This is a genomic window from Profundibacter amoris, from assembly GCF_003544895.1.
GTDB lineage: Bacteria > Pseudomonadota > Alphaproteobacteria > Rhodobacterales > Rhodobacteraceae > Profundibacter > Profundibacter amoris.
Window position 1 is genome coordinate 1,549,149 of the sequence record NZ_CP032125.1, and the last position, 22,895, is coordinate 1,572,043.

Sequence of the window (22,895 nt, forward strand, 5' to 3'; positions counted from 1 at the left end):
CTATTCCACCAACTGCACCCAAGGCGTGATCGGGCGGCGTTTAAGGCCAAGTTCCTTGGTCAACTCGATCCGCATCAAACTCTTTATGACCGAAAGCACCGTATCCTGCGATCCACCATTGGCAACGCTTATCTCGCAATCCGCCCGTATTTCGGCATCAACGCCATAAGGGCTGAGTTTAACAAAAAACTCGTTCCAATTCATTGGCTCAAGCCACTCTTCAACGTCCTGTACATGTTCAAAATCTCTCATGAACACAGAGTATCACAAGCAGATTCTGCGACGCAAATTTAGCCGTAAACCTGCCCGAAAAACAAAGGAGACTGCGATGTCCAGCATCACAGAAGACCTGAAACGAACCTTCGATCTGGCGAGCTTTCGCCAAAGAGCCAAAAACCTGACGCGCCCTGCTGATCTGGAGAAAATGAGTGAAATCACCAAGCGGTATGCCCGCGAGGGCAACAAGCAGGAAAAGCTCTACAAACGCGATTATAAAACCCGTGTCGAAAAGGCATTGCAGGTGCGCATTGATAAGGCGGGCGTAAAAGATCGAACGCTAAAACATCGCCTGTTTGGCTCGGATAACTTCGATAAGTCCGCACTGACACGGCAGGCGCACCGCGATGTGCAACATGATCACTCTCGCCGCATATCGCAACTGGCAAGCCGTGAAACCCAAGAGCTAGATACTCTGGTTGTAACTGCCGAACAACGTGACGCTTTGACCAAGGAACAGCGCGAAAAACCACGCAAGGATTTTCAGCGCGCAGCAGATCGGCGCGCGGGGCCGGAGCGGCGGCGGTAGGGTTGACGTGCCATGAAATGATCAATCCAAAGCGCCAAAATTACCAACTAAGGCAGCAATAATGAAAGCCAATAGAAACCACAAAAAGGAAACTACTATGACAGATAATATTCAAGAGTTCGCAACCAAGGCGCGCCATACCCCTACCAACAAGAAATTGTCGGACAGTCAATCTGATGAAAGTAGGTCTTTGACCGAAATCATGCATCGCGGCATTCGTAAAAATGGAAAATTTCGCGAAAAACTGACCGACTATTCCCATGCTTTTGCGCGTGGAGAAAAGTTCGATGCCATGAAGGCTGAGATGATCATTCGTGATCAATTCAAAGAGCACTACGGCGAAACAATGAACCAAATGCGACTGGGCCTAAAAGAGCGGCAAGAAAACCTGCCTGAGACGGCACAAAAGGATGCGTTCGAATATGCCAGAATGATTGAACCGTTGATCCGTGATGGCGACACCATGCCGTTTTACCGTGCCTATGATTATGTCGGCGGTGCATTGGCAGAAAAGCTCAACATTACTGAAACCGGTGCCAAAGAGCTGATGACAATGGCCTATCGTGAAATAGAGGGCCGTGAATTGTATGATTTCGGCAAGGCTCTGGAGAAAAAATTCATTGTGCCTGAGCGTGAGGCTGAGCAACAGGCGCGTGAGGTGAAACGTGAACAAACGCAGTCCCTCAAGCGGACGTAGTCACCAGTTAACACTATGGAAACGCAATAAATATTGCGTTTCTAGGAATAAATGTCTATCCTGTTCTGCTTATGTTCGCAATGTGCGGGCAGTAAAATGGAGAAAGACAAGAAACGGAGACAGAATGACAGAGGATAAAACAGGCAAGATGAAATCAGAGGTAGGTGTGGCAAAGAAAGCTCCGCCAACGCTGACCATTGATTGGGAGCTTTACGGCAAGTATCTGGATGAAAGCAACCTTTCAGATGGGGAAAAGCGGACGTTTCTGGAATCCCTCTTGGCACTCGTTGTCAGTGCTGTCGATCTTGGCTTCGGGATACACCCAGTCCAGCAAGCTGCTGGCAATATTTGTGAGCAACAGCTGGAAATCGCCAAGTTTATCGCCGAACAATCGGCGTCTGTGCTAACATCTCCAAAGAATTCCAAGAAGATATTTAACGCATCCGCTGATCGGCAATCTGGTCGATTACAGAACTCGGCGCAAGAAGGGAGTCAAGAATGACAACAAGCCAAACACCAACTAAAGCCGTAATTTATTGTCGTGTGTCCAGCAAGATGCAGGTCGAAGAAGGGCACGGATTAGAATCTCAAGAAACGCGCTGCCGTGAATACGCCACGCGCAAAGGTTATGAAGTTGTCGAAACTTTCTATGAAAAGGCAGTATCCGGCGGTTCTTCCGTAAGGCCTTCGTTTAATGCCATGCTGGATTATGTTCGGAAATCAAAAATCGAAGGCGTGGTTGTAGTCATTGATGATATCAGCCGCTTTGCTCGTGATATCGAAGGGCATTGGGCTTTGCGCCGCGCTCTGAAAGAGACCGGCGGAACACTTGAAAGTCCATCCATCACCTTTGGTGAAGATAGCGATTCAATCCTGATCGAAAACCTTCTGGCATCAGTGTCACAACACCAGCGTCAAAAGAATGGTGAGCAAACCAAAAACCGCATGCGCGCTCGTGTTATGAACGGGTATTGGGTGTTTCACGCTCCGCCGGGCTTTCGCTACGAAAAAACCAAAGAACATGGCAAACTACTGGTGCGCGACGAACCAATGGCTTCGATCATTCAGGAAGCCTTGGAAGGCTTTGCCTCGGGTCGGTTTGAAACCCAAGGCGAGGTTAAACGCTTTCTTGAAAACCAGCCTGATTTTCCCAAGGATCGCCGCACCGGCTTTGTGCGTTATGAAGAAGTTGTCCGCCTGATGCGCCGTGTGCATTACGCGGGTTATGTGGAAGCCCCTGATTGGGATGTGTCCTTGCGCAAAGGCCACCATGAGGGTCTGATCTCACTGGAAACCTTCCAAACCGTTCAACGGCGTATGAAGGAAGCTGCACGCGTTCCCGCGCGCAAAGATATCAGCGCAGACTTTCCTTTGCGTGGGTTTGTTCTTTGTAACGACTGCGAAAAACCTCTTACTGCTTGCTGGTCCACCAGTAAGACCAAAAAGAAACATCCGTATTATCTCTGCCCAACCAAAGGCTGCGTTAGCTATCGCAAGTCGATCCGCCGTGATGTACTGGAAGGTGACTTTGCCGAGGTCGTGCGCGCTCTACAGCCCACTGAGGGCTTGTATGCTCTGGTAACGGCAATGTTCAAAGATGTCTGGGCGCAACGCATGGCGCAGGCTGAGACCATGCTGCACGGCCTTAAGCGTGAAGCGGTGCAAGTGGATAAGAAAATTGAAAGCCTGCTGGATCGCATCGTGGAAACCGAAAACCCGCGCGTTATTGCTGCATACGAAAAACGCCTATCAAAACTGGAGACTGATAAGTTGGTTTTAGCCGAAAAACAGCAAAATGGTGTGAAGCCAGCGCATAGCTTCGACGATTTGTTCGAACTCGCCACCAACTTCCTCGCAAACCCTTGGAAACTATGGGAATCAGGTCAGTTGACCCTTAAAAGAACTGTGCTGAAATTGGCCTTTTCCGAGCGTATTGCATACTGCCGAAATGAAGGACTTCGAACCCCAAAAACGTCCTTACCATTCAAGGTGTTAGAGGGTCTTCACATAGGCAAGTGTGAAATGGCGGAGAGACAGGGATTCGAACCCTGGGTAGGCTTGCACCCACAACGGTTTTCGAGACCGCCCCGTTCGACCACTCCGGCACCTCTCCGCGTGATTGGCGACTGTTGTCGAACCGTGGCTGTATCTAAGGGCAGCTTGCGGCGGACACAATAGAAAAATGGCCTGAATCCGGATTCCTTGACCGGTCACATAAATTTAGCAATCCGGATGGGAAACCGGATGGCTTTCAAGTGTCGGCAATTGTCTCTATACACAGGTGGAATGCGAAAACCGACAGGGTGGCCAATGTTGAAGCGTTTTTTCCTGATATTACTGTTTATATCGCTGGCACCGCTGGCAAATGCACAGGACGCAACCAAGGTCGAACGTCTGGCCAACCTGCTGCACCTGCAACCGATGTTCGATGTGATGCGGCAAGAAGGCATAACCTATGGTGACGATCTGGATCGCGAGATGCTGGGCGGGGCAGGGGGGATTGGCTGGCAGCGGGCGATAAACGAAATCTATCAACCCGACCGTATCTGGTTAACCTTCCTGCCGGCATTCAAATCCGGACTGAAGGGTGCGGACATTGACGCGATGATTGCGTTTTTTGAATCGGATACGGGGGCAAAGATCGCCGCGCTGGAGCTAGAGGCGCGACAGGCCTTGCTGGACAAGACCATCGAAAACGCCAGCAAAGAGCGGTTTCACGCCCTGTCCGAAGAGGGCTCGGAACGGATGCGGTTGTTGAACGAACTGGTAGATGCCAATGATCTGGTTGAATTCAACGTCATGTCGGCCCTGAACGCCAGCTATGCCTTTTATACCGGCATGATCCAGGGGCGCGCCTTTGATCCGGCCCCTTCGGACGCCGATGTCCTGAAAGAAGTCTGGGCGCAGGAAGAGGAAATCCGGCTGGATTCAACCGAATGGCTCTATTCCTATATGCTGTTGGCCTATGAACCGCTGAGTGATGACGATTTGCGGGCCTATATCAATTTTTCGGCCAGCAAAGCAGGCCGCGCGCTGAATGCGGCGCTGTTTGCGGCCTATGACGGGGTGACGGTGAATGTGTCCAAAGCGCTGGGGCTGACCGCGGCGCAATTCATGCACGGCGAAGATCTGTGATGGTTATCCGCCGTTGACCATCAGCGCGATCACCAGCTGTTCGCGGGCCTTGGCGGTGTTGGGGCGATACATGGCGATTTCCTTTTGCAGCGTGCGCAGTAGCTGTGGCCGGTTGGTTTTATGAACCCGTGCCAGATCAAAGGCCTTGTCCAGCGCCGGACCACCCCCGACACCGATATCGGTCAGAATTTCAAACTGGTGCGCATTGACATGGTCGGAAACCTTCTTGCGCCGTGCATTATAGGTGGAGTTTTCCACCGCACTGCCAACTGCCATGCCGGGCCACATCAACGGGTTTCCCAGATGGCCCATGTCACAACCACCCAATGCCAGAACAGCCACTGTCAAAATAATACGCATTTCCCTATATTCCCTTACTCATAACGCTTGACTTATATCCCTATTTCCCGGATAAGCGCGCATCTTGGCAAGGCTTCCCTTGTCAGGTTTATGAAATGACGCCCGAGGGGGCGCGCAGTTCGAGGCGCCGATACTGGCAAAACACCCCAATCGGGGCGGCCACAGAACGCGGATGAAATGAAGGAATACCAGATGTTTGCGGTTATGAAAACCGGCGGCAAGCAATACAAGGTTCAGGCAGGCGATGTCCTGCGGATCGAACGTATTGCGGCGGATGCGGGCGAAAAAGTCCAGTTCAACGAAATTCTGATGGTTGGCAACACAATCGGCACACCCACTGTTAAAGGTGCGGGCGTTCAGGCCGATGTGGTCGACCAGATCAAAGGCGAAAAGCTGATCCACTTTGTCAAGCGTCGTCGCAAGCATGGCTCCAAGCGCACCAAAGGCCACCGTCAAAAGCTGACGCTGGTCCGGATCACCGAGATCCTGGAAAAAGGCGCTGACAAGTCGGGTGTAAAAGAAGCTGTTGGCACGGGGTCGGTTTCGGCTGCTGCGCTGGCTGCCCTGAAGCCCGCCAGCAACAAGCCTGTCAAGGCAGCACCGGCGAAGAAGGCCAAGGCACCTGCCAAACCGGCCGCTAAACCGGCCAAAGCCAAGGCAGAAGCCAAACCGGCCGCAAAACCTGCCGCCAAGCCCGCCAAAAAGGCCGCCGCCAAACCGGCCGCTACGGGTGCTGACGATCTGAAGAAGCTGTCAGGCGTTGGCCCGGCACTGGAAAAGAAGCTGAATGAAAACGGCGTAACCACATTTGCCCAGATCGCGGGCTGGTCTAAAGCCGATATTGCTGATATGGACGGGAAACTGTCGTTCAAAGGCCGTATCGAGCGCGAAGGCTGGGTCGATCAGGCCAAGAAACTGGCTAAAGGCTAAGGAGAGACGAGATGGCACATAAAAAAGCAGGCGGTTCATCCCGCAACGGTCGCGACTCTGCCGGTCGCCGCCTTGGTGTTAAGAAATATGGCGGCGAAGCTGTCATTCCAGGCAACATTATCCTGCGTCAGCGCGGCACAAAGATGTGGCCGGGCCAAGGTGTAGGCATGGGCAAGGATCACACAATCTTTGCAACTGTCGAAGGTCAGGTGACCTTCCACAAAGGCCTTAAACGCCGCACATTTATTTCGGTCCTTCCGGCAGCGGAGGCCGCTGAATAAGCCGAAACCTTATGGTAAGATTTTAAAGGGATCGGTGGCAACACCGGTCCTTTTGCTTTTTCGACATTATTGCGCCCAAAAATCGCTCCAGTGTCACAGTAGATTGAAGGCCCGGTGATTATAAGATGTCTTGTAACAGGGCATCACAATCGCCATCTGATCCAGATGCGACCCAAAAGGAGGGCCAGCATGAGACTTGAACAGATTATAAACCTGCCGGTTATTGATACCGAACGGTTCACCCTGCGCCCGTTGCGCAAATCAGATGCCGGTCTGCTAGAGCTTTACTCAAGCGACGAGAGGATTGCGCGTTCGACCACCTCGATCCCGCACCCGTTGCCACCAGGCACCACTGAAGCCTTTATCGCGCGTGTCACCGCGGATGATCGCCGCGAGGATGTCTGGGTTCTAGATGGCTCGGCCCATGGGCACGCAGAATTGCTGGGCGTGATCGGGCTGACCTGTATCGAACGCGGGCAGGCCGAAATCGGCTACTGGATTGCACCGGCTTTCTGGAACACCGGCTATGCCTCGCAAGCGGTCAATGCCCTGATCGACGCCAACCCAAAAGTGTGCAAAACGATCTTTGCCGAGGTGTTTCAGGACAACCCCGCATCAGCCCGTGTTCTGACCAACGCGGGGTTCGAATATATCGGCGATGCCGAGAGCTTTTCAGTGGCCCGCGATGCCACGGTGGCGACATGGACCTATATCAGGAAGATGGACGAGGCTTGAGGCCGGACGCTTTCTGTTCTATCGCCTATAGCGTGTCGTGCCCAACCGGATAGTGAATTCGATCGGGCGCGACATGCCCAAGACAGACAATTATTTAAGGCCGAAAATCCATGAAATTCCTCGATCTAGCCAAAGTTTACATCCGCTCGGGCGGCGGCGGCGGCGGCTGTGTGTCGTTCAGGCGTGAAAAATACATCGAATACGGTGGTCCCAACGGTGGCGATGGCGGCCGTGGTGGCGATGTCTGGGTCGAAGGCGTGGACGGGCTGAACACGCTGATCGATTTTCGTTATCAGCAGCATTTCTTTGCCAAAAACGGCCAAGCCGGCATGGGCGCGCAACGCACCGGTGCCGATGGCGACGATATTGTCCTGCGGGTGCCTGTGGGCTGTGAAATTCTGGACGAGGACGAAGAAACCGTTATCGCCGATATCACCGAGGTAGGCCAACGCGTGTTGCTGGCCAAGGGCGGCAACGGCGGCTTTGGCAACCTGCATTTCAAATCCCCCACCAACCGCGCCCCACGCCGCGCCAATCCGGGGCAGGAAGGGGTCGAACGCACCCTGTGGCTGCGCCTGAAACTGATTGCCGACGCGGGCCTTCTGGGCATGCCCAACGCTGGCAAATCCACCTTTCTGGCCGCCACATCCAACGCGCGGCCCAAGATTGCCGATTACCCCTTCACCACGCTGCACCCCAATCTGGGCGTGGTCGGTGTGGATAACGCCGAATTCGTGATGGCCGACATTCCCGGCCTGATCGCCGGTGCCTCTGAAGGGCGCGGCATTGGCGACCGGTTCCTTGGCCATGTCGAACGCTGCTCGGTTCTGCTGCATCTGGTGGATGCCACCAGCGAAGATGTGGCCGAAGATTACCGCGTGATCATCAACGAGCTGGAGCAATATGGCGGCCATTTGGCCGACAAGCCCCGCGTAACCGCGCTGAACAAAATAGACGCGCTGGATGATGAAGAACGCATCGAAAAACGCGCCGAACTAGAGGCCGCTGTGGGTGGCCCCGTCTTTATGATGTCGGGCGTGTCTGGCGAAGGGCTGATCGACGTTTTACGTGCGGTTCGGGCCGAGATCACCGAAGACAAATTGCGGATCAAAAAGGCCGAGGCGGCCGGGTCGGAGGACGACAGCGGGGAGGAAGCCCAATGGCATCCCTGACCCATGCCAAACGTTTGGTGATCAAGATCGGCTCTGCCTTGCTGGTGGACCGCGACACGGGCGATTTGCGGGCTGAATGGCTGCATTCATTGGCGCAAGACGTGGCATGGCTGCGCGGGCAGGGGGCGGATGTTATTCTGGTTTCCTCTGGTTCCATTGCGCTGGGGCGCGGGGTGCTGGGCTTGCCTGCAACAGAACTGGCGCTGGAACAATCCCAGGCCGCCGCCGCTGTTGGCCAAATCCGTCTGGCCCGCGCTTACGAAGAAGAACTGGCGCCCCACGGCATCACCACCGCGCAGGTGCTGGTGACGCTGGAAGACAGTGCCAACCGCCGCCGCTATCTGAATTCCCGCGCCACGCTGGAACAGTTGCTGTCACTGGGCGTGGTGCCGATCGTCAATGAAAACGATACCATCGCCACCGACGAAATCCGCTATGGCGACAACGACCGGCTGGCGGCGCAGGTGGCGGTGACGGTGGGGGCGGACCAGTTGATATTGCTCTCGGACATTGACGGATTCTATAACGCCAATCCCGCGCAGGATGCGGGTGCCAAACGCTATGATGTGATCAAACAAATCACGCCGGAAATCGAGGCGATGGCGGGGGATGCGGGCTCCGGTCTGTCCAAGGGCGGGATGAAAACCAAACTGATGGCCGCGAAAACCGCGATGGCGGCGGGCTGTGGTATGGCCATATGCAACGGCTTTGCCCTGCGCCCGCTGAGCGCGCTGGAAAACGGCGCGAATGCTACCTGGTTCACGCCCGTGGACGATCCGCAAACCGCCCGCAAACGCTGGATTGGCGCAATGAAGCCCAAGGGCACAGTGACGGTAGACGCCGGTGCCGCCCGCGCGCTGGCCCGTGGCAATTCGCTGCTGCCCGCCGGTGTGACGGCCGTGACGGGGGATTTCGGCCGGGGCGATCCGCTGACCATCCTTGGTCCTGATAGTGCCCCGCTTGGCGCGGGCCTGTCGCGCTATACCGCGCAAGAGGCGCAATTGATCAAGGGGCGCCGTTCTGACGAGATCGAGAAAATCCTCGGCTACGAGCCACGCACTGCCCTGATCCACCGTGACGATATGGTCTTGTAACTGTTTCTTTTTCGTCCAAATATCCCCGCCGGAGGCATAGAATCTTATGAGCGATGAAATCAAAACCATGATGGCCGATCTGGGCGCCCGCGCCAAAGCGGCCTCGGCCGAACTGGGGTTTGCCAGTTCCGAGGCCAAGGAAAAGGCACTGATGGCGGCGGCTGATGCGATTATTGCCAATACGGACGATATTCTGGCGGCCAATGAAAAAGACATGGCCTATGGCCGTGACAAGGGGCTGACAGCGGCGATGCTGGACCGGTTGATGCTGGATCGAGACCGGATTGCCGCGATGGCGGTGGGCTTGCGCACAGTGGCGGCGCAAAAGGATCCGGTGGGTGATGTGATTGCCGAATGGGACATGCCCAGTGGCCTGCATATCAAACGGGTGCGCACACCTTTGGGGGTGATCGGCGTGATCTATGAAAGCCGCCCGAATGTGACGGCGGATGCGGGTGCCTTGTGCCTGAAGGCGGGCAACGCGGTGATCCTGCGCGGCGGCTCGGAAAGCTTCCATTCCTCTGGCGCGATCCACGGCTGTCTGGTGCAGGGGCTAAAGGCAGCCGGTCTGCCCGCGGACGCCATTTTGCGCGTGCCGACACGGGATCGGGCGGCGGTGCAGGAAATGCTGCGCATGACCGACAGTATCGACGTGATCGTGCCGCGCGGCGGCAAGGGTCTGGTCGGGCTGGTGCAGCGCGAGGCCCGCGTGCCGGTGTTCGCCCATCTTGAGGGTATTGTGCATGTCTATATCGATGCTTCGGCGGATCCGGATAAGACCCGCAAGGTGGTGCTGAATGCCAAGACGCGGCGCACGGGGATTTGTGGTGCTGCGGAATGTTTGCTGGTGCATCGGGATGCGGCAGGGCTGGGCCAGCAGGTGATTGACGATCTGATCGCGGCGGGGATCGAGGTGCGGGCCGGAGAGGGGTTGCAGGGTAGCAAACCCGCAACCGATGAGGATTTCGGCATGGAATATCTGGATTCAATCATTGCCGCCAAAATGGTGGATGATATTGACGCCGCGATTGCCCATATCCGTGAATTCGGCAGCAACCATACCGATGCCATCATGGCCGAGGATGCGGCTGCGGCCGCACGGTTTTTCGAGCGGCTGGACAGTGCGATTTTGATGCATAATGCCTCGACCCAGTTTGCCGATGGTGGCGAATTCGGTATGGGGGCGGAAATCGGTATTGCGACGGGTAAAATGCACGCCCGCGGACCGGTCGGGGCCGAGCAACTGACTAGTTTCAAATATATCGTTACAGGCGACGGGGCAGTGCGCGCCTAGAGCGTGTCGACGAATTCGATTTGGTGCGACATGTTCTAAGGGGTTGCGCCGCCTGACGGCGTCGCCCCGCGCGTCCCTGACGGGGTGCGATGCCTCCGGCGGGGATATTTGAACCATTTGGAAGCAGGGTTAAAAAGACAAGGCAATCGTGCCTTCCCGCAGGTCGGTTTTCAGGGCGCGGTTTGCCTGTAGAGCCGCATCGGGAACCAGCGCAAAGTGAACATCGGACGGAGACAGATCAACTTTGTTGACCGGTGAAACCAGCATTTCCCATTTTTCCGGATCAATGTTCATTTTGTCAGCCGTGCAGGCCAGCCGCCAGCCATCCGGCCCCTGACGCACTTTGACGGTGCCGCCAAAAGCCATCGCGCTTTGGAAACACTGGATCAGCAAAAAGGCCAGCTTTACTTCGGAACGGGACAGGCTGTTTTCGCTGTTCCAGTCATATTGCACCCGACCGGCCGCCCCCATATCGCGCAGGATCGAGGTGATTTCGGACAGACCGACCATGGCCCCCGGACTTGCCGCGCCAAACGCGATGCGGAAAAACCGGATGCGGGCATTGGCACTGGCAACACTTTCGCTGATCAGCGCCATTTCCGGACCGTCCACCGATCCCGCCATGCCCAGCAGTTCAACCCCGTTGCCAATCGCCCCCAGAGGGCTGATAAGATCGTGACAGATACGCGAGCCGATCAGGGCGGCGATGGTGCTTTGTGTGGTCATGGTCTAACTTCCTGTCCTGCGAAAGGGGGCGTCCTTATGAATGAATTACTGGAACCGGGCATGTTGGTGAAACACCCGACCCGGCCCGAGTGGGGCCTTGGACAGGTACAATCACGGATAAATGGTAAAATAACCGTTAATTTTGAACATGCAGGCAAGGTTGTTATTGTCGGGAGCGAGATTGAACTCATGCTGGTGGATCCTTGAGGTTCTTGCATGGCGGGTTGCCATTAACGCTAGCACAGCTTAGGCGCGAGTCAATCGCTGTGCGGGCAATCTGTTGCTATTTCAGGGCGCAATTCGTAGAAGTTGGGCCAGTGTTTGGACACCGGATGTGATGGGTAAATGACCTTCGAAGACAAGAAATTCGAATTGCGCCTTGCACAGTCCAGGGCCGATCTGCACGCTGCCCAGCGGCTGCGTTACGAGGTGTTTATTCAGGAACTGGGCGGGGATGGCCCGCTGGTGGACCATGAGGCACGGCTGGAGAAAGATGAGTTTGACGACTTCTTTGACCACCTGTTGCTGATCGACAAAACTCAGCCTGAAGGCTCGGACAAGCATGTCGTCGGGGTTTACCGTCTGTTGCGCGGGGATATGGCCGAAAAGGCCGGGCGGTTCTATTCCGAGGACGAATATGACCTGAGCGCGATCAAATCCAGCGGCCGGCGGTTGATGGAACTGGGCCGATCCTGCGTGCATCCCGATTATCGCGGCAGCCGGGCGATGTATGTGTTGTGGAACGGCCTTGGCGCCTATGTGCTGGAACATGAAATCGAGGTGATGTTCGGGGTGGCCAGCTTCCATGGCACCGACATCAATGCCATCCGTGAGCCGCTTGCCTGTTTGCACCATTACCACCTTGCCCCCGAAGAGATGCGGGCCCGGGTGCTGGAACCCTATTTCCAGACTATGGATTTGCTGCCGGTCGACCGGATCGACCGCCGCGCCGCTGCCCGTGCCATGCCGGCGCTGATAAAGGCCTATCTGCGGCTGGGCGGTTATGTGGGCGAGGGCGCGTTTATTGATCACAGTTTCAACACCACCGATGTGTTTTTGCTGATGGATACGCAGAATATCAGCGAAAAGAACCGCACGCTTTATACCAAAGGGCGGCACGGATGAGCGGGATGTGGTACCCCGAAGAGGCCGAGGTGCCCTATAAGGTGACGCCAATGGGCCGGGTTCGGGTGGTGCTGCGGGTGGTGCCGATGCTGCTGGTTATTCTGGTCGGGCTGGCGGTGCTGCTGCTGCTGCGTCTGGTTGAGCGGCCGCTGTTCGGGATGGACCGGCCGATCACCCCCTATATTACCCAGTTTGTTTGCAAATCCGCCCTGTTTATCATGGGGTTGCGCCTGATCGTTACAGGGGACCGGATGAAGCAAAAGGGGGCTGTGGTGGCCAACCATGCCTCATGGCTGGATATATTCACCCTGAATGCGGCAAAACGGATCTACTTTGTTGCCAAATCCGAGGTCGCCGGTTGGCCGCTGATCGGCTGGCTGGCGCGGGCCACGGGCACGGTGTTTATCGCCCGCCGCCCGCAAGATGCAAAAATCCATTTGCAAATCTTTGAAGACCGCCTGAAAGCGGGCCATAAACTATTATTTTTCCCGGAAGGAACCTCGACCGATGGATTGCGGGTTATTCCTTTTAAATCAACGCTTTTTCAGGCGTTCTTTGTGCCGGAATTGCGCGATATCATGCATATTCAGCCGGTGACGGTGAAATACACGGCACCGGATGGCGAGGAAGAGCGGTTTTACGGCTGGTGGGGCGATATGGAGCTGGCCCCGCATTTGCTGAAAACACTGTCGGTGCGGCGCAATGGCTCGGTCGAGGTGATCTATCACCCGCCGGTCAGGGTGGCGGATTTCGACGGGCGCAAGGCGCTGGCGAAATATTGCGAGGATGTGGTGTGTTCGGGGTTCGAACATGGGGGATGATCGCAAAACGCCTGCTGGTGCGGTTTCATTTCTGGTTCTTTATGCACGGGATATGTCTGAAACCGTGGCGTTTTACACCGGACTGGGGCTGGCGTTTCAAAGCGAGCAACATGGCGCGGGACCAAAGCATTACTGTTGCCAACTGGACGCCTTGGCGCTGGAAATCTATCCGTCCGAGGGCGGGGACATCGGCGGATCGGCAATGGTTGGCATAAAGGTTGCCAATCTGGACCGTCTGAAATTGCCACAAAACAACATAGTTGCCCAAACTGCGCCTTTCGGGGATGGGTGGCGTGTGATTATCAAAGATCCTGATGGCAGGAATGTTTTTTTATTTGAAGCGGACCACGCCTGATTTCTATGTTAGCTAAACGTTTCTAACACACTGTATTAGCTTGCAAAATAACTCCAGCAGGCTCGTGTTTGGCAATTCCTTTAAAAAGTTCCCCGTCGATTGGATAGCGACTATCATTTTGGTAACGGCTTTCGAAAAGAAATCTTGCTGCTTATGTGTAATGCAGTTGATCGTTTTAGGGCGACTAACCGCCAAGATGCAGTGATAAAGGATGCCATAACCAATGCTTAGAACCATTTCGACACTTCCGGCGTTGGCATTGTTAATCGTTGATACGCCCACATTATTCGAGCGCCTATACCGGTACGAATGGTATAAATCCCCGTTAACCGACTGGCTCGATGCGCTGAAAGTCGGGGAAAACGCCAAATTGCTGGAATTGGGATGCGGGCCGGGCAATTTTGCCCGCGATATTGCATCAAGCGGCGTTGTTGTAACCGCGATGGACCGATCCGGAAAAATGATCAAAAGGGCCACCGGCGGGAAGGGGGCGGTTGAATTTCTGGTCGGGGATGCGACGCAAACAGGGATGGGGGCAGAGCAGTTCGATTTTGTGCTGTCGTCCTCGCTGATCAATGTGGTGCCGGATGGCAAACAACTGTTAACCGAAGTGGCGCGGGTGTTAAGGCCCGGTGGCACGGCCTCGGTTCTGTTTCCGACGCCGGAATTTGACGGGGCACATGCGGAACGGATAATCGCGGATTACCGATGCGGGGTTTTCGCGGCGGGGGCGTTGCGTCTGTGGGCCTCCAAAGCGCGAAAACTGGACCCGCAGGATGTCTGCGACAGTTTTGAGGACTGCGGGTTCGGTCCAGCCAATGTCAGTTCTTTTCTGGATGGCGGCCTTGCGGCGGTTACCGGCAAAAAGAAATCCGCTTAAACCCCGGCCTGAATCACCGTCAAACCATCCCGAAACCGGCGCATGTTTTCCTGATAGTGCAGGGCACTTGTGGTCAGGCCCTGAATGGCCGTCTGGTCCAACTCGCGCACCACTTTGCCCGGCGCGCCCACTACTAGTGATCCGTCAGGAATTTCCTTGCCTTCGGTGATCAGCGCGCCGGCCCCGATCAGGCAGTTTTTGCCGATCCGCGCGCCGTTCAGCACCGTGGCCCCCATGCCGATCAGGGAATTGCTGCCGATGGTGCAACCGTGCAGCATGGCCTTGTGGCCGATGGTGCAATTGGCGCCGATGGTCAGGGCATAGCCCGGATCGGTGTGCAGCACGCAGTTTTCCTGAATATTGCTGCCGGCGCCGACAAAGATCAGCTCGTTATCGCCGCGCAGGGTGCAGCCGAACCAGACAGACGCGGCCGTTTGCAGCACCACATTGCCGATGATGTTGGCATCGGGCGCGATCCAGTAGTCGCCCTCAACGGGCAGGGTGGGGGATTTTCCGTCGATGGCATATAGGGTCATTGGCGTTCCTCGAATTCCTTGTTCAATGCGCGGATATGGTCCATCAGCCAGGGTTGCTGGCTTTTGCGCATCCGTTCGGCCTGAATGATGGTTTTCAGCCGGTTTTCGGTTTCATCCAGTTCATCGTTCACCAGCACATAGTCGTATTCGTCCCAGTGGCTGATTTCATCGCGGCTTTTCTTCATCCGTGTGGCAATCACCTCGTCACTGTCCTGCGCGCGGGTGTGCAGGCGGCGCTCCAGCTCGGCGATCGAGGGGGGCAGGATAAAGATCGACAGCACATGTTTGCCCAGCGCAGAGGCGCGCACCTGTTGGCCGCCTTGCCAGTCGATGTCAAACAGCACATCGCGCCCTTCGTTGATGGCGCTTTCAACCGGTCCTTTGGGCGAGCCGTAGAAATTGCCGAACACCTCGGCATGTTCCAGCATCTCGCCGCTGTCTACCAGTGCTGCAAATTCATCGTGGGATTTGAAGTAGTAATCCTTGCCGTCCACCTCACCCGGGCGCGGCGGACGGGTGGTGGCGGAAACCGAAAAGCCGATTGTCGGATCCCAGTTGATCAGCCGTTTGGAGAGCGTCGACTTCCCCGCACCCGAGGGCGAGGACAAGATGATCAGTAACCCGCGTCTTTTGTTGCTCATCGTTCACTCCACATTCTGCACCTGTTCGCGCATCTGGTCGATCACCGCCTTCAGGTCAAGTCCGATCCGTGTCAGGTCAACCGATTGCGATTTGGAACACAGGGTGTTTGCCTCGCGCATGAATTCCTGCATCAGGAAATCCAGCTTGCGCCCTACGGGGCCGGATTTGCCCATCAGATCACGCGCGGCATCCACATGGGCGCGCAAACGGTCCAGTTCTTCCATCACGTCCGATTTGACCGCTAACATGGCCAGTTCCTGCGCCACGCGGTCCGGGTCGGCCCCATCGGAGTTGTCCAGCACACGGGCCAGATTTGCGCGCAGGGTTTTGGCCACATCATCGCGGCGGGCCTTTGCGGCTTTGGCGGCGGCTTTGGTCAGGACCTCGATCTGGTCGATCTGCTCATGGATCACCTTGTCCAGCGCCGCCCCCTCATTGCGGCGCATGGCGGTGAAATCCTCCAGCAGTGGCGGCAGATCATCCAGCAGGGCCGCCAGCAAGGGGCCTGTGTCGTCCTGCACCACAGAGGTATCAATCACCCCGCGTTGCGCCAGCACATCGGCGGCGGTGCAATGCACCAATGTCAGATCACTGTCGGCGGCGGCGTCCTCGATCCGCGACAGGGCTTGCAAAACGCGGGCCAGTTGCGATTCGTTCAGGTTCAGCGGCGTCGACCCTTCGTCGCGCTGCACCCGCAGGGTCAGGTTGATATTGCCGCGCCCCACCGATTTGGCGACCTGTTTGCGCAGGGCCTGTTCCAGACCCTCCACCCAGTCGGGCACCCGCAGGCGGATATCCAGCCCCTTGGCATTGACGCTGCGGACCTCCCAAGCCCATGTAAACCCGTCGCTTTCGCCATTTCGGGCGGCGAACCCTGTCATAGATGTGATCATCGGCAGTTAACCATTTAACAATTTTTCCCCCGCAATTTTAGACAAACCGTGCCATATTAACCTGGCGGTAAGCATTGTGAGCATAGGGTTAACAGAGACATAACCCTGTCACAACAATGACGGCCCGCGATTTGGGTATCATTTGGCACGGGGTGTGTATCATGGGTAAATTCAGGGGTGGCCGCAAGGTGATTTCAATGGTGGGGTTCAGGGAACAGGTGCGTTTCCTCAAGATAAAACAGATCGAGGCCTATTGGGAAGGTCTGCGCATGGGCCGTCTGGTTCCTTTGCGAAGCGAGATTGACCCGCGCGGGATTGAGCGGGCGCTGGAATATACCTTTATTCTGGAACGCATTGCCCCCGGTCTAGGACGGTTCCGGCTGTCGGGGATGCATTTGAACGATCTGCTGGGTATGGAAGTGCGCGGCATGCCGTTTACATCCTTTTTCACCCCTGCCGCCCGCAACACGGTGACAGATGCGCTGGAATTGGTGTTTGACGGACCGCAAGTGGCGGAACTGACCCTGACGGCCGAAAAAGGCATCGGCAGACCAGCGATGGACGCCAAAGTCATCCTGCTGCCCCTGCGCAGCGATCTGGGCGAGGTGACGCGCGTATTGGGGGCCTTGGTGACGGACGGGCCGATCGGCCGCGCGCCGCGCCGGTTCAACGTGGCAAATGTGCAGATGAAGGTGCTGGAACGTGGCCATGCGCCGGCAACAGTGGCAGAGCTTGCGCCGGTAAAAACGCCAGTGAAGGGATTTGCCGAAGGGCAGGCACCTTACACGCCGCCCACAGAAAAAGGGCCGGATGACAATCACCCGACCCTTCGTTTGGTTGTCTCCAACGATTAGACCCTTAGACCGCTTCGGCCTGTTTGCTTTGGCGCAGGTCCGACAGTTCCTCGGCCACCAGAAACGCCAGTTCCAGCGACTGGCTGGCGTTCAGGCGCGGATCGCACGCGGTGTGGTAACGGGCCGACAGATCTTCGTCGGTCACGGCACGGACGCCGCCGGTGCATTCGGTCACATCCTGTCCTGTCATTTCGAAATGCACACCGCCGGGAATGGTGCCCTCGGCCTTGTGGATGGCAAAGAATTCGCGCACCTCGCGCAGCACCGATTCAAACGGACGGGTTTTGAAACCCGAGGCCGATTTGATCGTGTTGCCGTGCATCGGATCACAGGTCCACAAAACATTCGCGCCTTCTTCCTGAACCGTTTTGATCAGGCGGGGCAGGTGGTCGCCCACATTGCCAGCGCCAAAACGGGTGATCAGGGTCAGACGGCCGGCCTCGTTTTCGGGGTTCAGTTTGTGCAGCAGAACCTTCAGATCCTCGGCCGTCATGGTGGGGCCGCATTTCATACCGATCGGGTTTTGCACCCCGCGCAGGAATTCCACATGCGCCCCGTCGGGCTGACGGGTTCGGTCGCCGATCCACAGAAGGTGGCCCGAGCCGGCAACCGGCATACCGGTGGTGCTGTCGATGCGGCACAGGGCTTCTTCGTATTCCAGCAACAGGGCCTCGTGGCTGGTATAGAAATCGACCGTCTGCAAAGTGTGGGCGCGGCTGCTGTCCACCCCTGCGGCTTTCATGAAATCCAGCGTGTCGGAAATTCGCTGCGCCATTTCCCGATATTTGGCCGCGTTTTCCCCACGGGTGAATCCCAATGTCCAGGAATGGACCTGATGCACATCGGCATAACCGCCTGTCGAAAACGCCCGCACAAGGTTCAGCGAGGCGGCGGCCTGCGTATAGGCCTGCAACATTTTCTGCGGGTTGGGGATACGGGCCTCGGCGGTGAAGGGCAGATCGTTGATGATGTCGCCACGGTAGCTGGGCAGTTCCACGCCATCCACGGTTTCGGTCGGGGCCGAGCGCGGTTTGGCGAACTGGCCGGCCATGCGGCCCACCTTGACCACCGGCACCTTGGCGCCATAGGTCAGCACCATCGCCATTTGCAGCATCACCTTGAAGGTGTCGCGAATGGTGTCGGCGGAAAACTCGGCAAAGCTTTCGGCGCAATCGCCGCCTTGCAGCAAAAACGCGCGCCCCTCGGCGGCATCGGCAAGGGCGGATTTCAGACGCCGGGCCTCGCCTGCAAAGACGAGCGGCGGATATTTGGCAAGCTGTGCTTCTACAGCATTCAGCGTGGCCTCGTCCGTATACTCGGGCATCTGCACCCGCGGTTTGTTCCGCCAGTCAGATTTTTGCCAATTTGTCATCGTCTTTGCTCCGGAAAATAAGTGTCAGAAACACAAAGTATAATCACGAATGCCCGCAGTGCCAACAGGGGAAATGCAAGGTTGTGACAGAAGTATTTTCAACAGGCGATATGGTTTTGCTTGATCGGAATTCGCAAACCTGTTTCGGTAATTTAACCCCTTGTGAAGGACGCCGCAAATGGATGTGAGTCGCCAGATCGTCGACATAGAAAACGCGCCGGAAAAGCCGCATCGTTTTGTGTTTGCCCTGCTGGACAGGTTTACCCTGATCAGCTTTGCCAGCGCGGTCGAAACGCTGCGTCTGGCCAACCGGATGTCGGGGCGCACCCTGTATGAAACCGTTCTGGTCGGGGAAAACGGGGAATTTGCCGCCAGTTCTTCCAATGTTGAAATCAGGCTGGACAGCGGTTTTATCGAAACCGGTCGCGATGATACGATCATACTGTGCGGCGGTCTGGATGTGCAGAAATCCACCACCAAACCGGTGCTGAACTGGCTGCGGCGCGAAGCGCGGCGCGGGGTGCGGATTGCCGGGCTGTGCACCGCGTCCTACACTTTGGCACGGGCCGGACTGCTGGATGGCAAACGCGCCACGATCCATTGGGAAAACCAGGACAGTTTCGCCGAGGACTTTGACGAAATCGAGCTGACCAAAAGGGTTTTTGTGATTGATGGCAACCGATATACGGCGGCGGGGGGGACGGCCTCGATTGATCTGTTCCTGACGCTGATTGCCAATGAACACGGCGAAGAACTGGCCAATGCTGTGGCCGACCAGTTGATCTATTCCTCGATCCGCACGGACCGCGATACGCAACGCCTGTCCATTCCCACGCGCATCGGGGTGCGCCACCCGAAACTGGCCACCGTGATCAGAATGATGGAGGGCAATCTGGAAGAGCCGATTTCCCCCTCGATACTGGCGCGCGATGTGGGCATGTCCACGCGACAGTTAGAGCGGCTGTTTCGCCGGTATCTGAACCGTTCGCCCAAACGCTATTATATGGAACTGCGGCTGCAAAAGGCGCGCAACCTTTTGATGCAGACGGATATGAGCGTGATCAATGTCGCATTGGCCTGCGGCTTTGCCAGCCCGTCGCATTTTTCCAAATGCTACCGCGCGCACTACAGCACCACGCCTTATCGCGAACGGGGTGCGCAAGGGTCGCACGAGCCGGGATAGCGATTCCCCAAATCGGGCCAGGTCAATTCGGGCGGATTGATCTGATCCGGCAAAAGCGGGAAAAATACCGGATACTGGGTAGATTGAACCCCAAAACACCGCTTTCAACCCGATTAAGCCCGTGATTTATGGCTCTAATTACTTTTCTTTTGCCCACAGGCCGAATAGGTTCGGGGCCGGACTTATAGTTCTAACATGGGAGAAGAACATGAAAAAGCTGCTACTGGCGACCGCTTCCGCGGCGCTTATGGCTGGTACTGCATTTGCAGGTAGCCACTCGAACGAAATTAAAATCGGTGTGATCCTGGGCTTTACCGGCCCGATTGAATCGCTGACACCCCACATGGCCGACGGCGCCGAACTGGCGATGAAAGAAGTCACAGACTCGGGCCTGCTGCTGGGCGGCAAAACCGTAACTTCGGTTCGCGCTGACTCGACTTGTGTTGATTCCGCCGCCGCAACGGCTGCTGCCGAACGTCTGGTCACATCCGATGGCATCAAGGCCATCATGGGCGCCGATTGTTCCGGTGTAACCGGCGCGATCCTGTCGAATGTTGCTGTGCCAAACGGCATCGTGATGATTTCGCCATCCGCCACATCGCCTGCGCTGTCGACCGCCGAAGATAACGGTCTGTTCTTCCGCACAGCCCCGTCCGATGCGCGCCAAGGTGTGGTGATGAGCGACATCCTGATGGAGCAAGGCATCAAATCGGTTGCGCTGACATATACAAACAACGACTACGGAAAAGGTCTGGCCGATGCGTTCCAGTCCGCTTATGAAGCGGCTGGCGGCACGATCACAATTTCTGCCGCACATGAAGATGGCAAAGCCGACTATTCGGCCGAAGTCGGCGCGCTGGCCGCTGCCGGTGGCGAGCGTCTGGTTGTTGCAGGTTATATCGACCAGGGTGGGGCCGGCATCGTTCGGGCCGCACTGGACACAGGCGCGTTTGACACGTTCCACTTCCCTGACGGGATGATCGGTTCGGCGCTGGAAGAAAACTTTGGTGCTGACATCAATGGTTCGACCGGCCAGCACCCGGGCACAGACAGCCCAGGTGCCGCCAAATATGAGGCCATGGTGAACGGCGCATTTGAAGCAACGTCGCCTTTCTCGCCTGAATCCTATGATGCTGCTGCGCTGATCATGCTGGCGATGCAGGCCGCCGGTTCTGCTGAATCCTCGGATTTCAAAGGCAAGGTGATGGATGTTGCCAACGCTCCGGGCGAGCAAATCTTCCCCGGTGAACTGGCCAAGGCGCTGAAGATTCTGGCAGACGGTGGCGATATCGACTATGTCGGTGCAACTGCGGTTGAACTGATCGGGCCAGGTGAATCCGCTGGTAACTACCGCGAGATCATCGTCAAGGATGGCAAGATCGAAACAGCCAGCTACCGCTAGTCTTGTAGCCAATAAATAACTGCAGACAGCCCGAAGCGTTTTCGGGCTGTTTGCGCACGTAAGCCACAAGACCGAAACGGTCGGGGCAAGGGGATGACTATATGATCGTCGTAGAAGACGTCTCGAAACACTTTGGCGGGTTTCGCGCTGTGGACGGGGCAACGATGCAGATTGCCGAGGGTTCGATCACCGGCCTGATTGGCCCGAACGGCGCTGGTAAAACCACTCTTTTCAACGTGATAGCGGGGGTTCTTAAACCTACCGGCGGTCGCGTGACGATGCAGGGCGAGGATATCACCGGCCTGCCGCCGCATGAATTGTTTCACAAGGGGCTGTTGCGCACCTTCCAGATCGCGCATGAATTTTCTTCGATGAGCGTGCGGGAAAACCTGATGATGGTGCCCGGCGGACAATCCGGCGAGGCCCTTTGGAACACATGGTTCCACCGTGGCCGCATTGCACAGGAAGAAGCCGCGCTGCTGAAAAAGGCCGACGAGGTGCTGGAATTCCTGACCATCGACCATCTGAAGGACGAAAAGGCGGGCAACCTGTCCGGCGGGCAGAAAAAGCTGCTGGAACTGGGCCGTACCATGATGGTGGACGCCAAGATCGTGTTTCTGGACGAAGTGGGCGCGGGCGTGAACCGCACGCTGCTGAACACCATTGGTGACGCCATCATCCGCCTGAACAAGGAACGCGGCTATACCTTTGTGGTGATCGAACACGATATGGATTTCATCGGCCGGCTTTGTGATCCGGTGATCTGTATGGCCGAGGGCAAGGTTCTGGCCGAGGGCACACTGGATCAGATCAAGGCAAACGAGCAGGTGATCGAGGCTTACCTTGGGACCGGATTGAAGAACAAGGTGAAAGAGGAGGCGGCGGGATGAGTGAACCGTTTCTGATTGGCGATGCCATGACCGGTGGCTATGGCAAAGGCCCCGATATTCTGCACGAATGCACCATTGCCGTGGACAAGGGGCAAATCGCCGTGATTGTCGGCCCGAACGGGGCTGGTAAATCCACTGCGATGAAGGCGGTTTTCGGGATGCTAAATGTGCGCTCGGGCGCGGTGCGTCTGGGGGGCGAGGATATCACCAACCTGTCGCCACAGGCCCGTGTGGGCAAGGGCATGGCCTTTGTGCCGCAGACCCACAATATTTTCACCGGAATGACGGTCGAGGAAAACCTTGAAATGGGTGCTTTCCTGAGGCGCGACGACATTTCCCACACGATGGAGCAGGTCTATGATCTGTTCCCCATCCTGAAGGACAAGCGTTACCAGATGGCGGGCGAACTGTCCGGCGGGCAGCGACAGCAGGTGGCCGTGGGCCGCGCGCTGATGACGCGGCCGCAGGTTTTGATGCTGGACGAGCCGACGGCGGGGGTTTCGCCGATTGTGATGGATGAATTGTTTGATCGCATCATCGAGGTCGCCCGCACCGGTATTTCCATCCTGATGGTCGAGCAAAACGCCCGGCAAGCGCTGGAGATCGCCGACAAGGGCTATGTTCTGGTGCAGGGCCGCAACCGGTTCACCGACACGGGGCAGGTTTTGCTGAATGATCCCGAAGTGCGCAAAAGCTTTTTGGGAGGGTAGGGG

27 protein-coding genes, 1 tRNA gene and 1 pseudogene are annotated in these 22,895 nt (G+C 56.6%); 21 read left to right on the forward strand and 8 right to left on the reverse strand.

Going from position 1 to position 22,895, the window contains the following annotated elements; translation table 11 throughout:
- Positions 1-252, reverse strand: a complete 252-nt coding sequence (locus BAR1_RS17945; RefSeq protein WP_162891705.1) for a hypothetical protein — start codon at positions 250-252, stop codon at positions 1-3.
- Positions 253-328: 76 nt separating this feature from the next.
- Here BAR1_RS17945 and BAR1_RS07735 point away from each other — a divergent pair, with 76 nt between their 5' ends.
- The 4 genes and pseudogenes from BAR1_RS07735 to BAR1_RS07750 all read left to right on the forward strand — a co-directional run.
- Positions 329-805, forward strand: a complete 477-nt coding sequence (locus BAR1_RS07735; protein WP_118942486.1) for a hypothetical protein — start codon at positions 329-331, stop codon at positions 803-805.
- A 97-nt stretch (positions 806-902) separates the two neighbouring features.
- Positions 903-1,502: a hypothetical protein gene (locus tag BAR1_RS07740; RefSeq protein ID WP_118942487.1), complete on the forward strand. Its 600-nt coding sequence runs from the start codon at positions 903-905 to the stop codon at positions 1,500-1,502.
- A 124-nt stretch (positions 1,503-1,626) separates the two neighbouring features.
- Positions 1,627-2,004, forward strand: coding sequence for a hypothetical protein (locus BAR1_RS07745; protein ID WP_118942488.1), 378 nt, complete (start codon positions 1,627-1,629; stop codon positions 2,002-2,004).
- A gap of 53 nt (positions 2,005-2,057) precedes the next feature.
- Positions 2,058-2,987, forward strand: a pseudogene (locus BAR1_RS07750) (recombinase family protein); the annotation flags it as partial.
- A 538-nt stretch (positions 2,988-3,525) separates the two neighbouring features.
- Here BAR1_RS07750 and BAR1_RS07755 read toward each other — a convergent pair.
- Positions 3,526-3,615: transfer RNA gene (locus BAR1_RS07755), tRNA-Ser, on the reverse strand.
- A gap of 197 nt (positions 3,616-3,812) precedes the next feature.
- On the opposite strand from BAR1_RS07755, the gene BAR1_RS07760 reads away from it, so the two are divergent.
- Positions 3,813-4,637 carry a DUF2059 domain-containing protein gene (locus tag BAR1_RS07760; protein WP_162891706.1) on the forward strand — a complete coding sequence of 275 codons (825 nt, stop codon included), beginning with the start codon at positions 3,813-3,815 and terminating at the stop codon, positions 4,635-4,637.
- A gap of 3 nt (positions 4,638-4,640) precedes the next feature.
- Here BAR1_RS07760 and BAR1_RS07765 read toward each other — a convergent pair whose 3' ends face one another.
- A complete protein-coding gene (locus BAR1_RS07765; RefSeq protein ID WP_118942490.1) occupies positions 4,641-4,997 on the reverse strand; it encodes a hypothetical protein in 357 nt (118 codons plus the stop codon).
- Between the two features lie 192 nt (positions 4,998-5,189).
- Here BAR1_RS07765 and rplU point away from each other — a divergent pair, with 192 nt between their 5' ends.
- The 6 genes from rplU to BAR1_RS07795 all read left to right on the forward strand — a co-directional run bounded on the left by rplU (position 5,190) and on the right by BAR1_RS07795 (position 10,503).
- Entirely contained in the window at positions 5,190-5,927 is a 738-nt protein-coding gene (rplU, locus tag BAR1_RS07770; RefSeq protein ID WP_118942491.1) for a 50S ribosomal protein L21, read from the forward strand.
- Positions 5,928-5,938: 11 nt separating this feature from the next.
- Positions 5,939-6,208: a 50S ribosomal protein L27 gene (gene rpmA, locus BAR1_RS07775; protein WP_118942492.1), complete on the forward strand. Its 270-nt coding sequence runs from the start codon at positions 5,939-5,941 to the stop codon at positions 6,206-6,208.
- 189 nt (positions 6,209-6,397) lie between these two features.
- On the forward strand, positions 6,398-6,943 hold the full coding sequence (locus BAR1_RS07780) for a GNAT family N-acetyltransferase (protein ID WP_118942493.1): 546 nt from the start codon (positions 6,398-6,400) through the stop codon (positions 6,941-6,943).
- 110 nt (positions 6,944-7,053) lie between these two features.
- Positions 7,054-8,115, forward strand: coding sequence for a GTPase ObgE (gene obgE / locus BAR1_RS07785; RefSeq protein ID WP_118942494.1), 1,062 nt, complete (start codon positions 7,054-7,056; stop codon positions 8,113-8,115).
- Entirely contained in the window at positions 8,103-9,209 is a 1,107-nt protein-coding gene (gene proB / locus BAR1_RS07790) for a glutamate 5-kinase (protein ID WP_118942495.1), read from the forward strand. The genes obgE and proB overlap by 13 nt, the downstream gene beginning before the upstream one ends.
- 46 nt (positions 9,210-9,255) lie before the next feature.
- The gene (locus BAR1_RS07795; protein ID WP_118942496.1) at positions 9,256-10,503 is read left to right on the forward strand and encodes a glutamate-5-semialdehyde dehydrogenase; all 1,248 of its coding nucleotides are present in this window, start codon (positions 9,256-9,258) and stop codon (positions 10,501-10,503) included.
- 129 nt (positions 10,504-10,632) lie between these two features.
- On the opposite strand, the gene BAR1_RS07800 is transcribed toward BAR1_RS07795, so the two are convergent.
- A complete protein-coding gene (locus tag BAR1_RS07800) occupies positions 10,633-11,229 on the reverse strand; it encodes a histidine phosphotransferase family protein (RefSeq protein WP_118942497.1) in 597 nt (198 codons plus the stop codon).
- Between the two features lie 36 nt (positions 11,230-11,265).
- Here BAR1_RS07800 and BAR1_RS07805 point away from each other — a divergent pair, with 36 nt between their 5' ends.
- From BAR1_RS07805 to BAR1_RS07825, 5 genes are all read left to right on the forward strand, one after another.
- Positions 11,266-11,436: a DUF3553 domain-containing protein gene (locus tag BAR1_RS07805; RefSeq protein WP_118942498.1), complete on the forward strand. Its 171-nt coding sequence runs from the start codon at positions 11,266-11,268 to the stop codon at positions 11,434-11,436.
- A gap of 138 nt (positions 11,437-11,574) precedes the next feature.
- A complete protein-coding gene (locus BAR1_RS07810; RefSeq protein ID WP_118942499.1) occupies positions 11,575-12,354 on the forward strand; it encodes a GNAT family N-acetyltransferase in 780 nt (259 codons plus the stop codon).
- Positions 12,351-13,175, forward strand: a complete 825-nt coding sequence (locus BAR1_RS07815) for a lysophospholipid acyltransferase family protein (RefSeq protein WP_118942500.1) — start codon at positions 12,351-12,353, stop codon at positions 13,173-13,175. The genes BAR1_RS07810 and BAR1_RS07815 overlap by 4 nt, the downstream gene beginning before the upstream one ends.
- Positions 13,165-13,530, forward strand: coding sequence for a VOC family protein (locus tag BAR1_RS07820; RefSeq protein WP_118942501.1), 366 nt, complete (start codon positions 13,165-13,167; stop codon positions 13,528-13,530). The genes BAR1_RS07815 and BAR1_RS07820 overlap by 11 nt, the downstream gene beginning before the upstream one ends.
- Positions 13,531-13,753: 223 nt before the next feature.
- Positions 13,754-14,410: a class I SAM-dependent methyltransferase gene (locus BAR1_RS07825; RefSeq protein WP_118942502.1), complete on the forward strand. Its 657-nt coding sequence runs from the start codon at positions 13,754-13,756 to the stop codon at positions 14,408-14,410.
- On the opposite strand, the gene BAR1_RS07830 is transcribed toward BAR1_RS07825, so the two are convergent.
- The 3 genes from BAR1_RS07830 to BAR1_RS07840 are packed head-to-tail and all read right to left on the reverse strand — an operon-like array spanning position 14,407 to position 16,481.
- Entirely contained in the window at positions 14,407-14,946 is a 540-nt protein-coding gene (locus tag BAR1_RS07830) for a gamma carbonic anhydrase family protein (protein ID WP_118942503.1), read from the reverse strand. The two genes, BAR1_RS07825 and BAR1_RS07830, sit on opposite strands and share 4 nt — an antisense overlap.
- The gene (gene gmk / locus BAR1_RS07835) at positions 14,943-15,587 is read right to left on the reverse strand and encodes a guanylate kinase (protein ID WP_118942504.1); all 645 of its coding nucleotides are present in this window, start codon (positions 15,585-15,587) and stop codon (positions 14,943-14,945) included. The genes BAR1_RS07830 and gmk overlap by 4 nt, the downstream gene beginning before the upstream one ends.
- A 3-nt stretch (positions 15,588-15,590) precedes the next feature.
- The gene (locus BAR1_RS07840) at positions 15,591-16,481 is read right to left on the reverse strand and encodes a YicC/YloC family endoribonuclease (RefSeq protein ID WP_118942505.1); all 891 of its coding nucleotides are present in this window, start codon (positions 16,479-16,481) and stop codon (positions 15,591-15,593) included.
- Between the two features lie 161 nt (positions 16,482-16,642).
- Here BAR1_RS07840 and BAR1_RS07845 point away from each other — a divergent pair, with 161 nt between their 5' ends.
- Positions 16,643-17,335 carry a PAS domain-containing protein gene (locus tag BAR1_RS07845; RefSeq protein WP_228408791.1) on the forward strand — a complete coding sequence of 231 codons (693 nt, stop codon included), beginning with the start codon at positions 16,643-16,645 and terminating at the stop codon, positions 17,333-17,335.
- 4 nt (positions 17,336-17,339) lie between these two features.
- Here BAR1_RS07845 and BAR1_RS07850 read toward each other — a convergent pair whose 3' ends face one another.
- Positions 17,340-18,707 (reverse strand): class II 3-deoxy-7-phosphoheptulonate synthase, encoded by a 1,368-nt coding sequence (locus BAR1_RS07850; protein ID WP_118942506.1) that lies wholly within the window; start codon positions 18,705-18,707, stop codon positions 17,340-17,342.
- A 178-nt stretch (positions 18,708-18,885) separates the two neighbouring features.
- Here BAR1_RS07850 and BAR1_RS07855 point away from each other — a divergent pair, with 178 nt between their 5' ends.
- The 4 genes from BAR1_RS07855 to BAR1_RS07870 all read left to right on the forward strand — a co-directional run bounded on the left by BAR1_RS07855 (position 18,886) and on the right by BAR1_RS07870 (position 22,892).
- On the forward strand, positions 18,886-19,890 hold the full coding sequence (locus BAR1_RS07855) for a GlxA family transcriptional regulator (RefSeq protein ID WP_118942507.1): 1,005 nt from the start codon (positions 18,886-18,888) through the stop codon (positions 19,888-19,890).
- Between the two features lie 208 nt (positions 19,891-20,098).
- A complete protein-coding gene (locus BAR1_RS07860) occupies positions 20,099-21,292 on the forward strand; it encodes an ABC transporter substrate-binding protein (RefSeq protein ID WP_118942508.1) in 1,194 nt (397 codons plus the stop codon).
- Between the two features lie 101 nt (positions 21,293-21,393).
- Entirely contained in the window at positions 21,394-22,182 is a 789-nt protein-coding gene (locus BAR1_RS07865) for an ABC transporter ATP-binding protein (RefSeq protein ID WP_118942509.1), read from the forward strand.
- On the forward strand, positions 22,179-22,892 hold the full coding sequence (locus BAR1_RS07870) for an ABC transporter ATP-binding protein (RefSeq protein WP_118942510.1): 714 nt from the start codon (positions 22,179-22,181) through the stop codon (positions 22,890-22,892). Before BAR1_RS07865 ends, BAR1_RS07870 begins: the two co-directional genes overlap by 4 nt.
- Positions 22,893-22,895 lie beyond the last annotated feature (3 nt).